Below are 13816 nucleotides of genomic sequence, written 5' to 3'. Positions count from 1 at the left end.
CGGGAGCCCGGACAAGGCGAGGAGGGGAAGGTTCGCTCCGCCGAGCGACGGTGAACGGTCGATTTTCGTCGACAAACGTCACCATGGAGTGGCCGGAGCGCGACGAGCGGTCAATGACCACCGACGAGCGGTCGATCTTTGACCGCTCGTCGCGACCGTTCACCGCGGATTACCGTGGACCCGTGCCCCACCACGACCTCGTCATCATCGGCACCGGCTCGGGCAACACGATCCCGGACGACCGATTCGCCGACCTCGACGTCGCGATCGTCGAGCACGGGGTCTTCGGCGGCACCTGCCTCAACGTGGGCTGCATCCCGACGAAGATGTACGTCTACGCCGCCGACGTCGCCCAGACCATCCGTCGGGCCGGCATCTACGGCGTGGACGCCACGATCGACAAGGTCCGCTGGGCCGACATCCGCGACCGGGTGTTCGGGCGCATCGACCCGATCGCCGCCGGCGGGCAGCGCTACCGCGAGCACGGGCTGCCCAACACCACGGTCTACCTCGGGCACGCCGCCTTCACCGGCGACCGCACGCTGCGCGTGACCCCCACCGACGGTGGCGCGCCCACCACCATCACCGCCGACCGCGTCGTCGTCGCCGCCGGCGCCCGCCCGTCGATCCCGGACAGCATCGGTGACAGCGGGGTGCCGTTCCACACCAGCGACGACGTCATGCGCCTCGACGAGGTGCCCCGGCGCCTCACGATCGTCGGCGGCGGCTACATCGCCGCCGAGTTCGCCCACGTGTTCTCCGCGCTGGGCTCCGAGGTCACCGTCGCCACCCGCGGCACGGCGCTGCTGCGCGAGCAGGACGAGGAGATCTCCGCACGCTTCACCGCGCTGGCCCAGCAGCGCTGGAACGTGCTGCTCGACGCCGCGCCCACCGCCCCGGCCGAGCAGCGCGAGGACGGCACCGTGGTGCTGCACTGCCGCCACGGCGCCATCGAGGGCGACGCCCTGCTCGTGGCCACCGGGCGCATCCCCAACGCCGACCTGCTCGACGCCGCCGCAGGCGGGCTCGACCTGCACCCCGACGGGCGCATCGTCGTCGACGAGCAGCAGCGCACCACCGCGCCGGGCGTGTGGGCGCTGGGCGACATCAGCTCGGAGTTCCAGCTCAAGCACGTCGCCAACCACGAGGCCTCGATCGTGCGGCACAACCTGCTGCACCCCGACGACCCGCGGTCGGTGAACAACGCCCACGTCCCGGCCGCGGTGTTCACCGACCCGCAGATCGCCGCGATCGGCCTGCGCGAGCAGGACTGCCGCGACCGCGGCATCCCCTACGTCACCAAGACCCAGAACTACGGCGACGTCGCCTTCGGCTGGGCCATGGAGGACACCACCGGCGTCGTCAAGCTGATCGCCCGCCCCGACGGCACCCTGCTCGGCGCCCACATGATGGGCCCGGAGGCCTCGACCCTGATCCAGCCGCTGATCCAGGCCATCACCTTCGGCCTCGACGCGCGCACCATGGCCGAGAAGCAGTACTGGATCCACCCGGCGCTGCCCGAGGTCATCGAGAACGCCCTGCTCGGCCTCCCGCTCGGCCCCGAGGCCTGAGGCTCACTCCGTCCGGCGGAACCGCCACACCGCGAGCCCGAGCAGCAACACGCACGACGCGACCGTGATGAGGATCTGCAGGGCGATCGGCACCGGCCACGTCCCCCAGACGATGCCCGGGTCGAAGCGCGCGCGGGTGGCGGCGTCGACGTCGAGGTGGTCGAAGACCACCGAGCGCAGCGGTTCGACGGCGTAGGTCATCGGGTTGACGTGGGTGAGCACGGCGAGCCACGTCGGCAGGCCCGAGAGCGGGAACAGCGCCCCGGACAGGAACATCAGCGGTGTGATCACCAGCTGCACGAGCGGCATCGCCGACTGCACCTGGCGCACCCGCGCCGCCAGCACCAGGCCCAGGGCCGTGATCATCAGGCCCATGAGGAAGATCAGGCCGATCATCGCCAGCAGCATCAGCGGGTCGTAGGGCACGCCCACCAGCCCGGCCAGCGCGAGCAGCACCAGGCACTGCAGCGTCGCGACGGTGGCGCCGCCCAGCGCCTTGCCGACGAGGATCGACGCCGTCGAGACGGGCGCCACGAGCATCTCGCGCAGGAACCCGAACTCGCGGTCCCAGACGATCGAGATGCCGGCGAAGGCGGCGGTGAACAGCACCGAGATGGCCATGACCCCGGGGAACAGGAACGTCGTGAACGCGACGGAGCCGGTGCCCGCGCCGGTGCCGAGCAGCGAGCCCAGCCCGCTGCCCAGCACGAACAGGAACAGCAGCGGCTGGGCCAGCGACGACAGGATGCGCGCCCGGTCCTTGACGAACCGGATCATCTCCCGCTGCCACACCACCGCGGCCGCGCGGGCCTCGGTGGCGAGGCTGCTCTCGGGGACGCGGACCGCCTCGGTCCGCAGGCCCGACATCTCCTCGGTGGTCATCAGCGTCCCCTCATCCGGGCGGCCATCGGGTGCATGCTCGCGCCCGCGCCGGCCTCCGCGTCGCGGATCGTCGTGCCGGTGTGGGCCAGGAAGACGTCGTCGAGGCTGGGCCGGGTGACGGTCACCGACCGGATCCCCACGCCGAGCCGGGCGAACAGACGGGGCACGAAGCCGGCGCCGTCGGGCACGCGCAGCGTCACCGCGCCCTCGCGCACCGCCCCCTCGAGGCCGAACTCGGAGCGCAGCGCCTGCAGCGCGGCCTCGTCGTCGTCGGTGGTGATCGTGACGCGGTCCGCCCCGACCTGCGCCTTCAGCGCGTCCGGGGTGTCGAGCGCGACGATCCGGCCCTCGTTCATGATCGCGATCCGGTCGCAGTGCTCGGCCTCGTCCATGTAGTGGGTGGTGACGAAGACCGTGATCTCCTCATGTCCAAGATCTTTGGGGTTACGGTGGAGCTCCGCGAGGTAGGCCCAGATCGAGCTGCGCGTCTGCGGGTCGAGCCCGATCGTCGGCTCGTCGAGGAAGAGCACCTGCGGCGAGTGCAGGAGGCCGCGCGCGATCTCGAGGCGCCGCCGCATCCCGCCGGAGTACGTCGTGACGGGGTCGGCCCGGCGCTCCCAGAGCCCGACGGTGCGCAGCACCTCCTCGCGCCGCGCGGGAGCGCGCCGGCGGTCGACGCCGTAGAGCTCCTGGTGGAAGCGCAGGTTCTGCTCACCCGACATGGGCCCGTCGAGCGTCGGGTCCTGGAACACCAGCCCGATGCGCCGGCGCACGGCGGCCCGGTCGCGCACGGCGTCGAGGCCGACCACGCGCGCCTCCCCCGCGGTCGGCGCCACCAGCGTGCACAGGATGTTGATCGTCGTCGACTTCCCGGCCCCGTTCGGGCCGAGGAAGCCGAAGGTCTCGCCGCGCGCGACCTCGAGGTCGATGCCGCGCACCGCCTCGACCTCGCCGTAGCGCTTCACCAGGCCGCGGACCGCGACCGCCGGTGTGTCGTCCATGATCCCTCCCTAACAGCGTTAGGGACGGTACCCTCACGCTGTTAGAGACGGCAAGGAGGACCCATGGCGCTGACCCGCGACGCCGTCGTCGACGCCGCGGTCGACCTGCTCGGCGAGGTGGGTCTGGAGGGGCTGTCGCTGCGCCGCCTCGCCCGCGAGCTCGGCGTCAGCGCCCCGACGCTCTACTGGCACGTCGCCGACAAGCGCACGTTGCTCGACCACGTCGCCGACCGCCTGCTCGCCGACCAGTGGCGCGCGCCGGGCCCGGCCGAGGGCCAGCCGTGGTGGGAGTGGCTGCACGCGCGCGCCATGGCCCAGTACCGGGCGCTGGTCGCCCACCGCGACGCGGCGCTCGTGGTGGCCGGCAACCGCCCCACCGAGGAGTCGATGCCGGCGGTGGAGTCCACGCTGGGCGTGCTCGTCGTCGCGGGCGGGCTGAGCCACCGCGACGCGTTCTGGACGCTGCTCTCGATCGGGCACTTCGTCATCGGCTCGGCGCTGGAGTACCACGCCGAGCACGACCGGGCGCGGGCCGGGACGCCGCCGGCGCACGGCGGCCACGACCCCACGACCCACCCGCACCTCGCCGCGCTCGCTGCGGAGCTCGGCGGCGCGTCGGGCGAGGCGCACGAGGACGTCGTGCGCCACGGGCTCGACCTCATGATCGCCGGTCTGCGGGCCCGGCGGGGCTGAGCCGCTCAGTCGCGGCGCGGCTCGTCCTCGCGCTGGCGCTGCTCGGTGCCCGGGACCGACGGGAGGTCCGAGCGCGCCTGCTCGGCGTCGGCGCCCTCCTCGGCCTGCCGCTCCCGGTCCTCGGTGCCGGGCAGTGACGTGGCGTGGTCCTTCCCGGCGGCCCGCGTGCGGCGCTCCGTGCCCGCGATGGAGCCGGCGGCCGAGGGGTCGCTGTCCGCGGCCTCCTCCTCCGCTCGCTCCTGCGCGACGGTCTCGGGGAGCGACGGCGCGGGGCGCTCGCCCTCGTCTGAGCGGTCGTGCTCGGCCATGTGGGGCTCCCTCGCGACGAGGACGTCGGCAACCTCGGCCACGTCACCGTCGAGGTGCGGGGCACCCGGCGTCAAGCCACCGGACGGCGTCAGGCCCCCGCGGGGAGCCCGAGGGTCGTCGCGGCGGCGTCCGCGACGCGGTCGAGGAAGCCCTCGCGGTCGCGCACGACGTTCTGGTACTGCCCGAACACCTCGAACCCGACGGTGCCGAAGAGCTGGGTCCACGCGGCCACCGCCGGCACCGCCAGCGCCGGCGGGAGGCCGGGCAGGACGTCGCCCTCGAGCACATCGGGGGGACCACCACCGGCCGGGGCCGCGCCGTGCTCGGCGACGATCGCGACCAGCACCATCGCGACCCGCCCCGCGGCCGGGATCGTCTCGGCGGGCGCGGCGTAGCCCGGCACCGGCGAGCCGTACACCAGCGCGTACTCGGCGGGGTGCTCGAGCGCCCAGGCCCGCACCGCCCGCCACACCGCGCGCCACTGCACTCTGGGCGGCGCCTCGGGGTCGCGGGCGGCCTCGGCGCGCTCCCCCACCGCGTCGTAGGCCTCGACGATCAGCCGCGTCAGCAGCTCGTCGCGGCTGGCGACGTAGCGGTAGACCGCCGAGGACACCATGCCGACCTCGCGCGCCACCGAGCGCAGCGACAGCGCCGCCGCGCCCTGCTCGGCGAGCTGGCGGCGGGCCTCGTCGAGGATCGCGCGGGTGGTCTCGGCGCGGACGCGGGCGCGGGTTCCGGGGGGCACACGCGCATCGTGTCACGTTTCCGAGAGCAGTGCTCTTGACGGGCAGCCGTCGAAGGTGAACAGTGCTCCTTGTCGAGAGCAGTGCTCACACCCCCGGAGGACACCATGGCCACCGCCCACTACCGCGCCCCCGGCCGCTTCACCCGCACCGTGATGAACCCCCTGGTCGCCGGCCTGACCCGGCTCGGCCTCCCACTGGCCGGGTCGGCGGTGCTCGGGGTCCGCGGCCGCACCAGCGGCGAGGTGCGTACGACACCGGTCAACCCGTTGGACCTCGACGGGCAGCGCTACCTCGTCGCGGCCCGCGGTCACACCCAGTGGGTGCGCAACCTGCGCGTCGCCGGCGAGGCCGAGCTCACCGTCGGCCGGCGCGCCGAGACCGTGCGGGCGGTCGAGCTCCCCGACGCCGAGAAGGCGCCCGTGCTGCGCGCCTACCTGCGCGCCTGGGCCTGGGAGGTGGGGGCGTTCTTCGAGGGCGTCGACGCCGACGCGAGCGACGCGGAGCTGGCCGCGATCGCCCCGCGCCACCCGGTGTTCGCGATCAGCGGCAGGTGAGGGGGTCCGGATCTCCCTCGCCCCGGGGTATCCTGGGGACGACCCGGCCCGGGGCTGAGCCCCGGACGTCGCCTCTGGGACGAGTGAAGGGATGTGCGCCCCTCGGCGCGATCCGTGCCGGGCGTACCCCGCCTCGTCCGGCCCGCTCCCGGGTCCTCGTGACGGTCTACCGAGAGGTAGCCCGCAATGTCCGACAAGTCGCCGCGCCAGAGCGCGAGCAAGAAGTCCGACAAGACCCTCAAGGAGAAGCGGGCCGTCAAGAAGGCCAAGAAGGACGGGTCGGACGACGGCGCGACCTTCCCGACACGCAGCAAGGGTGGCGCACTGTGAGAGCCGGACCGAAGACCGAGCCGACCCCCAACCGGGTGACCGACGCCCACGAGTCCGCGCTCGTCGCGCACCAGGCCGACCAGCGGGTCGCCGCGCGCGTCGTCGCGTCGCGCTCGACCGGCGTCGAGGACTGCGCGGAGCTGCTGGGCATGCTGGGCCTCGCCAAGGCCGTCGGCCTGCCCGTGGTCGACCCGCCGCCGCGGCGCTGATCACACGCTGACCGGCCGCCGGTCGCGGTCCTGCCGCCCGGCGGGGCCGCGGCTATCGTGCCGCCATGTCCGGTGATCGCGAGCACGAGCTGGTCCTGTTCGGCGCCACGAGCTTCGTCGGGGAGCTCACCGCCGCCTACCTGGCGCGGCACGCCCCCGCGGGCACCCGCATCGCGCTGGCGGGCCGGTCCCGCGAGCGGCTGGAGAAGGTCCGCGACCGCCTGCCGGCCCCCGGCGGCGACTGGCCGCTGATCGTGGCCGACACCGGCGACGACGACGCGCTGGCCCGCATGGCCGCGTCGACCACCGCGCTCGTCACCACCGTCGGTCCCTACGCCAAGTACGGGCTGCCCGTGGTCGCGGCGTGCGCGCAGGCCGGTACCCACTACGCCGACCTCACCGGCGAGGTCCAGTTCGCCCGCGAGGCCATCGACCGCTACGACGTCCCGGCGCGCGAGAGCGGCGCGCGGATCGTGCACTCCTGTGGCTACGACTCCATCCCGTCCGACCTCGCGGTGCTCCTGCTGCACAGCCGCGTGCAGGCGGACGGCGAGGGCGAGCTCGAGGACGTCACCACCGTCGCCCGCATGCGCGGCGGGGTCTCGGGCGGCACGATCGACTCGATGCGCGGCCTGGCCGACGGCGCGCGGGCGGACCGCGCGGTGTTCAAGCTCATGCGCGACCCCTACGGCCTGAGCCCCGAGCGCGACGCGGAGCCCGACACCCGCCAGCCCAGCGACAACCCGGCGCCGCACCAGGTCGACGGCCGCTGGGTGGCGCCGTTCGTCATGGCGTCCTACAACACCCGCATCGTGCGCCGGTCCAACGCCATCGCGGGCTACGCCTACGGCAAGGGGCTGCGCTACGGCGAGGTCATGGGCGTGGGCAGCGGGCCGGTCGGCGCCGTGACCGCCGGCGCGGTGACCGCCGGGCTCGGGGCCATGCTGGGCGGGTTCGCCACGCCCGGCGTGCGCCAGGTGCTCGACCGCGTGCTGCCCAAGCCCGGCGAGGGCCCGAGCGAGAAGACGCGCGAGAACGGCTGGTTCCGCCACGACGTCGACGCGACGACCACCACCGGCGCCCGCTACACCGCCCGCGTCTCGGGCTCGGGCGACCCGGGCTACGCCGCGACCGCGGTCATGCTCGGCGAGAGCGGGCTGTGCCTGGCCCTCGACGGTGAGCGCCTGCCCGAGCGTGCCGGCTCGCTGACCCCCGCCACGGCGATGGGCCCGGCGCTGCTCGAGCGCCTGCGCAACGCCGGCCACGTCTACGACGTCGCGCGGGCCTGACCGGCGGGGGGTATCACCGGCAGCCCCGCCGGCGCGCCCTCACGGATCAGCCGCTCGAGCGCGTCGGTGTCGAGGTGGGTCTCGATGAGGTCGCCGAGCAGGTCGAGCTGGGCGTCGCGCACCGCGGCGAAGGAGGTGTCGGGCGCCGGGGTGAAGTCGCGCCCGGCGGCCGTCGCGGCGCGGGCGAGCAGGCGGCGGCGGAACGCGTCGTTCTCGAGCAGCCCGTGCGCGTGCGTGCCCAGCACGTGCCCGGCGTCGACGCCCTCGGGCGCGCCGTCGGCCAGCGTCACCAACGGTCGCGCTCCCTCGCGCAGCTCGCGCCCGTGGTGGATCTCGTAGAACGCCACCGGCTCGCCCAGCGCGGTCCCGGCCGGCGTGCCGAGGTGCTTGGCGACGTCGAAGGTCACCTCGACGTCGAGCAGGCCCAGCCCGTCGACCGTGCCCGGCGTGGTCTCGACGCCGTGCGGGTCGTGGATGCGCCGCCCGAGCATCTGGTAGCCGCCGCAGACCCCGAGCACCGGGCGCCCGGCACGGGCGTGGGCGACGACGGCGTCGGCGAGGCCCTGCGCGCGCAGCCACGCCAGGTCGGCGACGGTGGCCTTGGATCCGGGGAGCACGACGAGGTCGGCGTCGGCGAGGCGTGACGGCTCGGTGACCCAGCGGACCGCGACCCCGGGCTCCGAGCTCAGCGCGTCGACGTCGGTGCCGTTGGACACCCGCGGCAGGCGCACCACCGCGACCCGCAGCCAGTCCCGCCCCCGCGGCACGCCCGGCCGGCCCACCACGCCGTCGGCGACGTGGCCCAGCGAGTCCTCCGCGTCGAGCCACAGCTCGGGGCTCCAGGGCAGGACGCCGAGCGTCGGGCGGCCGGTCAGACCGTGGAGCTGCTCGAGGCCGGGGGCGAGCAGGGCGGGGTCGCCGCGGAACTTGTTGACGACCCAGCCCGCGATCAGCGCCTGGTCGGCGGGCTCGAGCACGGCGAGCGTGCCGAACAGGTGCGCCAGCACCCCGCCCCGGTCGATGTCGCCGACGACGATCACCGGCAGGTCGGCGGCGCGCGCGAGGCCCATGTTGGCGATGTCGGTGGCGCGCAGGTTGATCTCGGCGGGCGAGCCGGCGCCCTCGCAGACCACGACGTCGTGGTCGGCGCGCAGGTCGGCGAGGGTCTCGACGACCACCTCCAGCAGCGCGGCCTTGCGCTCCCGGTAGCTCGCCGCCGACACGGTCCCGTCGACGACGCCGCGCACCACCACCTGCGAGCTGCGGTCGCTGCCCGGCTTGAGCAGCACGGGGTTGAACCGCACGCTGGGCGCCAGCCCGCACGCGGCGGCCTGCAGCGCCTGCGCGCGCCCGATCTCGCCGCCGTCGGCGCACACGACGCTGTTGTTGCTCATGTTCTGCGCCTTGAACGGCGCGACGTCGACCCCGCGGCGGTGCAGCCAGCGGCAGATGCCGGCGACGAGGACGCTCTTGCCGGCGTCCGAGGTGGTGCCCGCGACGAGCAGCGCGCCCCTCACCAGTCGGGCAGGCCGGCGAGACCCGGCAGGCCGTCGAGGGACTCCTGGTTCTTCCGGGCGCGGTAGTCCCGCAGCCACTCCGGGCTGTGCCGCTCGGACCACGAGTCGAGCAGCTCGCGGTCGCTCTCCAGCGTCATGCGCGGGACGGCGTAGCCGCAGGCGTCGGCGACGCGGGTGACGTCGACGGTGACCACCCCCCGGGCCTCCGTGCGCCGCGCCGCCAGCCCCATGGCGAACGGCTCGAGCGCGGCGTCGAACCCCGGCTCCCCGTGGGTGACCACGCGCCCGCGCCCGTGCAGCCGCACCACGTTGGGCGTGCCGTCGAACGAGCAGAACATGACGCACACGCGCCCGTTCTCGCGCAGGTGGGCGATGGTCTCGACGCCGCTCGCGGTCATGTCGACGTAGGCGAAGGTGTGGTCGTCGAGCACGCCGAACGTGCCGCGCAGGCCCTTGGGCGAGACGTTGACCAGCCCGTCGCCGGACAGCGGGGCGGTGCCCACGAAGAACACCGGCTGCCGGCCGATCCAGCGTGCCAGCCGGGGCTCGATGCGCTCGTAGACCTTGGCCACGTCCGGCAATCTCGCACGGCGGGCGGGGAGCCCGCACCGACGTTCACGTCACGCCGAGCTCGAGGTCGACCAGCACGCCCGCCGCGTCGTCGTCGACGTCCTTCGGGATCGCCGAGAGGTCACGCGCGGCGGCCCCCGTGAGCAGACGCAGGCGGTGGATGCGCCCCGTGGTCGCGAGGCCGTCGAGCGGGTCGACCACCAGCTCCCCGCGCAGCCGCACGGGGCCCGCGACGGGGCGCGGGGCGTCCCACAGGGCCCGGAACCCATCGCCGGCGAGCTCGACGGGTCCGTCGGCGTGCCGGACCGCCTCGGCCTCGACGACGTCCGACCATCCCGCCGGGCGGGGGCCGGCAGGGACCCGCTCGACGAAGCGCAGGCGCCACGTCCGCACCTGGCGGATCGAGGCGAGCGGGCAGGCGCGGGCCCGGATCAGGGCGGCGGGCAGCAGGATCGGCAGCGAGCGCACGGCTCAGCGGTGCCGGTTGGGCCGGCGGGCGAGGTCGGTGAGCTCGGGGCGCTCGACGACGGTGACGCCCGCGTCGGCCAGGCGCGCGGCGCCCGAGGGGACCCCGACGAACGTCGGCGGCTCGCGCCAGGCCATGACGACGCGGCCGATCCCGGCGTCGAGGATGTGCTGCGCGCAGGTGACCGGCCGCGACGCCCGCTGGCCGCAGGGCTCCAGCGAGGTGTAGATCGTGGCGCCGGGCAGGCGCGGGTCTCCCGCGTCGACGTCGCGCAGCGCGGCCTCCTCGGCGTGGTCGAGGACGTGGTCGCGGCGGCTGTAGCCGGTGGCGAGCACGGTGCCGTCGTCGGCGACGACCACGCAGCCCACGGAGAACGCCGACGGCGAGGGCGGGCAGCGCTCGGCGAGCGTGCACGCCTCGGCGAGCCAGCGCTCGTCGGCGTCGCCGAGCCGGTAGCGCAGCAGCACGTCCCCGCCGACCCGGCGCGTCTCCACGAGGTGGGCGTGGCCCGGTGCGCCGGTGAACCGGGGGCCCGCGCCGACCAGCCGCGGCGCGACGGCGAGCTGGAGCTCGTCGACGGCGCCGGCGGCGAGGAAGTCGCGGTGCACGGCCGCGCCGCCCTCGACCATGAGGCGCACGACGCCGTGCTCGGCGAGGCGCCCGAGCACCTCGTCGGGCGTGCCGTGCAGGACCACGGTGTCGGCCAGCTCGCGGCCCTCGGCGAACACCCGCGCGTGCGGGTCGAGCGCGCCGGCGGCGAGCACGACGCGCAGCGGCGAGGGGCCGAGGCCGCGGGCGACGCGGTCGGCGCGGCGTTGCGGGGAGCGCACGAGCAGTCGGGGGTCGTCGGCACGCACGGTGCCCGCGCCGACGAGGATCGCGTCGACGCCCGCCCGCTCGGCGTCGACGCGGTCGAGGTCGGCGGGCCCGGAGAGCACGAGACGCACGGGCGTGTCGTCATCGAGGAACCCGTCGATCGACACCGCGGCCGACGCGAGCACGTGCGGGCGCTTCACCGCAGCGATCCGACGGAGCGGCGACACGGACGTTGAGTGTCAGCGGAGCCGCTCCGCTGACACTGGGCCACGGTCACGGCAGGGTCAGGATCTCGCTGCCGGTGTCGGTGACGAGGATGGTGTGCTCGAACTGGGCGGTGTGGGACTTGTCCTTCGTCGTCACCGTCCACCCGTCGTCCCAGACGTCGTAGTCGATCGTCCCGCGCGTGATCATCGGCTCGATCGTGAACGTCATCCCCGGCTCCAGCACCTCGTGCCGCGACGGGTCGTCGTAGTGCACGACCACGAGGCCGGAGTGGAACGCGCGGCCGATGCCGTGGCCGGTGAAGTCGCGGACGACGCCGTAGCCGAAGCGGTTGGCGTACGCGGTGATCACCCGGCCGACGACGTTGAGCTCGCGCCCCGGCTTGACCGCGCGGATCGCCCGCATCGTGGCCTCGTGGGTGCGCTCGACGAGCAGGCGGTCCTCCTCGTCGACCTCGCCGGCGAGGAACGTCGCGTTGGTGTCGCCGTGGACGCCGCCGATGAACGCGGTGACGTCGATGTTGACGATGTCCCCGTCCTCGATGACCGTCGAGTCGGGGATGCCGTGGCAGATGACCTCGTTGATCGAGGTGCAGCACGACTTCGGGAAGCCGCGGTACCCGAGCGTCGACGGGTAGGCGTCGTGGTCGACGAGGAACTCGTGCACCACGCGGTCGACCTCGTCGGTGGTGGTGCCCGGTCGCACGGCCTCGCCGCCGGCCTGCAGCGCCTGCGCCGCGATCCGGCTGGCGACCCGCATCCCCTCGATGACCTCGGGCGGCTGCACCCAGGGGTCGGTGCTGCGTGCCGGCGCGGGCTTGCCGACGTACTCGGGACGGGAGATCTGCGGAGGCACCGGGCGCAGCGGGGTCTGCTGCCCGGACCGCAGCGGGGCGCGGACCGGCATGACCCCAGCGTAGGCGCAGCACCGCCACCGTGCCGCCACCGTGCCGCCGACGGATCCCCGGCGCGCGGCACCCACTCGGAGCAGCCGCCGGACCCACCCCGCCACACGTTCCGGTGACGAGGGCGGCCGCCTGCTCGCCACCGAGCGTGATCACGCGGAGGGTGGCCCCGGTCGGCGCGCCGCGTGGGGACGGCGCGCTCGGCGCTTGCGTGGGGGGTTCCGTCGTGGAGAGAAGAGTCGTCGTGGCCGTCGTCAACGGTCTCGCGGCCGGGGCCCTGGCGGTCTCCGGTGCCGCGGCGGCGCAGGCCGCGCCGCCCGTCCCCACGGCCGACCCGCCCGGGCCGCCGTGCGGACCCGGTGTCCCCGGGCCGCCCGGACTGCCGGTCGGCGGCCCCAGTGTGGTGGTCGACGCGACGACCCGGCCCGCGCCGATCACCGACCTCGGCTGAGCGCCCAGCGTCACCCGGACGGGTCCGCGAAGATCAGCGGGAGACGCGGCGGCGGGCCGACGCGGCGACGAGGTGCGCCACCGCCCGCCAGCCCAGCACGAGGACGCCCAGCGCGACGGTGGCGACCACCGCGAACGACAGCGGGAGCCGCCCGGTGACCAGCGCCCGCAGCGCGAGCCCGACCACCACCGCGCCCGCCCACACGAGCAGGCCCGAGCGCCAGGCGACGGGGTCGCGCCAGGCCCGCGCGACGAGCACGCCGACCACGGCCCCGGCCGCGAACGGTGCGGCGGTGACGAGCGTGCCGGCGACGTCCTCGGCGTGGCTGGCGCGTCCGATCGCGGCGAACGCCAGGACCGCGATGAGGTCGAGGAGCAGCAGGGCGGGCCGGCGCATCAGAACAAGACCGTCGCGAAAGAGCCGACCTGCTCGAAGCCGATGCGCTCGTAGGCGCGCCGGGCCGGGGTGTTGAAGGCGTTGACGTAGAGGCTCGCCACCCGCCGGGCGCGCACGAGGTGGGCGACGACCGCGGCGGTGCCGGCCTGGCCGAGCCCGCGTCCCCGCCACTCCGGGTGCACCCACACGCCCTGGATCTGGCCCACGCGCGACGACAGCGCGCCGATCTCGGCCTTGAACACGACCTCGCCCTGCTCGAAGCGCACGAACGCGCGCCCGGCGCCGATCAGCTCGGCCACCCGCGCGCGGTACCCGGCGCCGCCGTCACCGAGGCGGGGGTCGACGCCGACCTCCTCGAGGAACATCGCGATGGCCGCGGGCAGGTAGCGCTCGAGCTCGTCGGGGCGGGTCTGGCGCACCGCCGGGTCGGGCTCGATCGCGGGCGCCGCCGCGGTGGCCATCAGCGGCTGGTCGGGACGCACCTCGCGCGCGGCGTCCCAGTGCTCGGCGAGCTCCTCCCACAGCGGCAGCACCAGCTCGCGGCGCCCGACCAGCGACGAGCACGAGCGCCGCTGCCGGCGGGCGCGCTCGGCGAAGTGGCGCACCTCGGCGCGGTCGCCCCGCAGGGGCACGAGGTTGGCCCCGGAGAAGCACAGACCGTCGAGGCGACCGCCCACGCCCCACAGCTCGCCGCCGAGGCGCCAGGGCTCGACACCGACCGTCTCGACCCGGGACGCCACCATGCAGGTGGCCACCGGATCGGCGTCGAGGGCGCTCCGCACCTTCGACCGGTCCCGGTCGTCGAGCAGCCGCGCACCGGCGGTACGGAGCACGGTCCCAGCGTGCCACGTCCGGGTCGGGATCGGGCAGCCGAGTCGCCCGAGTGG

Annotated in this window: 18 protein-coding genes; 7 read left to right on the top strand and 11 right to left on the bottom strand. The window is 75.0% G+C overall.

Annotation, left to right across the window (positions count from 1 at the left end; translation table 11 throughout):
• Positions 1-182 precede the first annotated feature (182 nt).
• Positions 183-1571 (top strand): mycothione reductase, encoded by a 1389-nt coding sequence (locus ACQPX6_RS10505; RefSeq protein ID WP_433787240.1) that lies wholly within the window; start codon positions 183-185, stop codon positions 1569-1571.
• A 3-nt stretch (positions 1572-1574) separates the two neighbouring features.
• Here the strand turns inward: ACQPX6_RS10505 and ACQPX6_RS10500 are convergent, their stop codons facing one another.
• Both ACQPX6_RS10500 and ACQPX6_RS10495 read right to left on the bottom strand, forming a co-directional pair.
• Positions 1575-2453 carry an ABC transporter permease gene (locus ACQPX6_RS10500; protein WP_433787239.1) on the bottom strand — a complete coding sequence of 293 codons (879 nt, stop codon included), beginning with the start codon at positions 2451-2453 and terminating at the stop codon, positions 1575-1577.
• On the bottom strand, positions 2453-3454 hold the full coding sequence (locus ACQPX6_RS10495; protein WP_433787238.1) for an ATP-binding cassette domain-containing protein: 1002 nt from the start codon (positions 3452-3454) through the stop codon (positions 2453-2455). Before ACQPX6_RS10495 ends, ACQPX6_RS10500 begins: the two co-directional genes overlap by 1 nt.
• Positions 3455-3517: 63 nt before the next feature.
• Here ACQPX6_RS10495 and ACQPX6_RS10490 point away from each other — a divergent pair, with 63 nt between their 5' ends.
• Entirely contained in the window at positions 3518-4147 is a 630-nt protein-coding gene (locus ACQPX6_RS10490) for a TetR/AcrR family transcriptional regulator C-terminal domain-containing protein (protein ID WP_433787237.1), read from the top strand.
• 5 nt (positions 4148-4152) lie between these two features.
• Here ACQPX6_RS10490 and ACQPX6_RS10485 read toward each other — a convergent pair whose 3' ends face one another.
• Both ACQPX6_RS10485 and ACQPX6_RS10480 read right to left on the bottom strand, forming a co-directional pair.
• A complete protein-coding gene (locus ACQPX6_RS10485; protein ID WP_433787236.1) occupies positions 4153-4455 on the bottom strand; it encodes a hypothetical protein in 303 nt (100 codons plus the stop codon).
• 89 nt (positions 4456-4544) lie between these two features.
• Positions 4545-5201, bottom strand: a complete 657-nt coding sequence (locus ACQPX6_RS10480) for a TetR/AcrR family transcriptional regulator (RefSeq protein WP_433787235.1) — start codon at positions 5199-5201, stop codon at positions 4545-4547.
• Positions 5202-5306: 105 nt separating this feature from the next.
• Between ACQPX6_RS10480 and ACQPX6_RS10475 the strand changes: the two genes are divergently transcribed.
• The 4 genes from ACQPX6_RS10475 to ACQPX6_RS10460 all read left to right on the top strand — a co-directional run bounded on the left by ACQPX6_RS10475 (position 5307) and on the right by ACQPX6_RS10460 (position 7584).
• Positions 5307-5756 carry a nitroreductase family deazaflavin-dependent oxidoreductase gene (locus tag ACQPX6_RS10475; RefSeq protein ID WP_433787234.1) on the top strand — a complete coding sequence of 150 codons (450 nt, stop codon included), beginning with the start codon at positions 5307-5309 and terminating at the stop codon, positions 5754-5756.
• Positions 5757-5942: 186 nt separating this feature from the next.
• On the top strand, positions 5943-6086 hold the full coding sequence (locus tag ACQPX6_RS10470; protein WP_433787233.1) for a hypothetical protein: 144 nt from the start codon (positions 5943-5945) through the stop codon (positions 6084-6086).
• Positions 6087-6121: 35 nt separating this feature from the next.
• Positions 6122-6295, top strand: coding sequence for a hypothetical protein (locus ACQPX6_RS10465; protein ID WP_433787232.1), 174 nt, complete (start codon positions 6122-6124; stop codon positions 6293-6295).
• 65 nt (positions 6296-6360) lie between these two features.
• The gene (locus ACQPX6_RS10460) at positions 6361-7584 is read left to right on the top strand and encodes a saccharopine dehydrogenase family protein (protein ID WP_433787231.1); all 1224 of its coding nucleotides are present in this window, start codon (positions 6361-6363) and stop codon (positions 7582-7584) included.
• On the opposite strand, the gene ACQPX6_RS10455 is transcribed toward ACQPX6_RS10460, so the two are convergent.
• The 5 genes from ACQPX6_RS10455 to map form a co-directional block, all read right to left on the bottom strand.
• Positions 7563-9101: a cobyric acid synthase gene (locus ACQPX6_RS10455; RefSeq protein WP_433787230.1), complete on the bottom strand. Its 1539-nt coding sequence runs from the start codon at positions 9099-9101 to the stop codon at positions 7563-7565. The genes ACQPX6_RS10460 and ACQPX6_RS10455 overlap by 22 nt on opposite strands.
• Positions 9098-9673 carry a pyridoxamine 5'-phosphate oxidase family protein gene (locus ACQPX6_RS10450; RefSeq protein WP_433787229.1) on the bottom strand — a complete coding sequence of 192 codons (576 nt, stop codon included), beginning with the start codon at positions 9671-9673 and terminating at the stop codon, positions 9098-9100. Before ACQPX6_RS10450 ends, ACQPX6_RS10455 begins: the two co-directional genes overlap by 4 nt.
• A 43-nt stretch (positions 9674-9716) precedes the next feature.
• Positions 9717-10139 carry a hypothetical protein gene (locus tag ACQPX6_RS10445; protein WP_433787228.1) on the bottom strand — a complete coding sequence of 141 codons (423 nt, stop codon included), beginning with the start codon at positions 10137-10139 and terminating at the stop codon, positions 9717-9719.
• A 3-nt stretch (positions 10140-10142) separates the two neighbouring features.
• Positions 10143-11153, bottom strand: a complete 1011-nt coding sequence (locus ACQPX6_RS10440) for a dihydrofolate reductase family protein (protein WP_433787227.1) — start codon at positions 11151-11153, stop codon at positions 10143-10145.
• 73 nt (positions 11154-11226) lie between these two features.
• A complete protein-coding gene (map, locus tag ACQPX6_RS10435) occupies positions 11227-12084 on the bottom strand; it encodes a type I methionyl aminopeptidase (protein WP_433787226.1) in 858 nt (285 codons plus the stop codon).
• Between the two features lie 242 nt (positions 12085-12326).
• On the opposite strand from map, the gene ACQPX6_RS10430 reads away from it, so the two are divergent.
• Positions 12327-12533 carry a hypothetical protein gene (locus tag ACQPX6_RS10430; protein ID WP_433787225.1) on the top strand — a complete coding sequence of 69 codons (207 nt, stop codon included), beginning with the start codon at positions 12327-12329 and terminating at the stop codon, positions 12531-12533.
• A 33-nt stretch (positions 12534-12566) separates the two neighbouring features.
• Here ACQPX6_RS10430 and ACQPX6_RS10425 read toward each other — a convergent pair whose 3' ends face one another.
• On the bottom strand, positions 12567-12929 hold the full coding sequence (locus ACQPX6_RS10425; RefSeq protein ID WP_433787224.1) for a DUF3054 domain-containing protein: 363 nt from the start codon (positions 12927-12929) through the stop codon (positions 12567-12569).
• Positions 12929-13762 (bottom strand): GNAT family N-acetyltransferase, encoded by an 834-nt coding sequence (locus tag ACQPX6_RS10420; RefSeq protein ID WP_433787223.1) that lies wholly within the window; start codon positions 13760-13762, stop codon positions 12929-12931. The genes ACQPX6_RS10425 and ACQPX6_RS10420 overlap by 1 nt, the downstream gene beginning before the upstream one ends.
• Between the last annotated feature and the right edge of the window lie 54 nt (positions 13763-13816).

The sequence above is a fragment of the Actinomycetospora sp. CA-101289 genome (genome assembly GCF_050955895.1).
Lineage (GTDB): Bacteria > Actinomycetota > Actinomycetes > Mycobacteriales > Pseudonocardiaceae > Actinomycetospora.
Note: the sequence above shows the minus strand (reverse complement) of the source record. Positions and strands in the feature narration are given on the sequence as shown.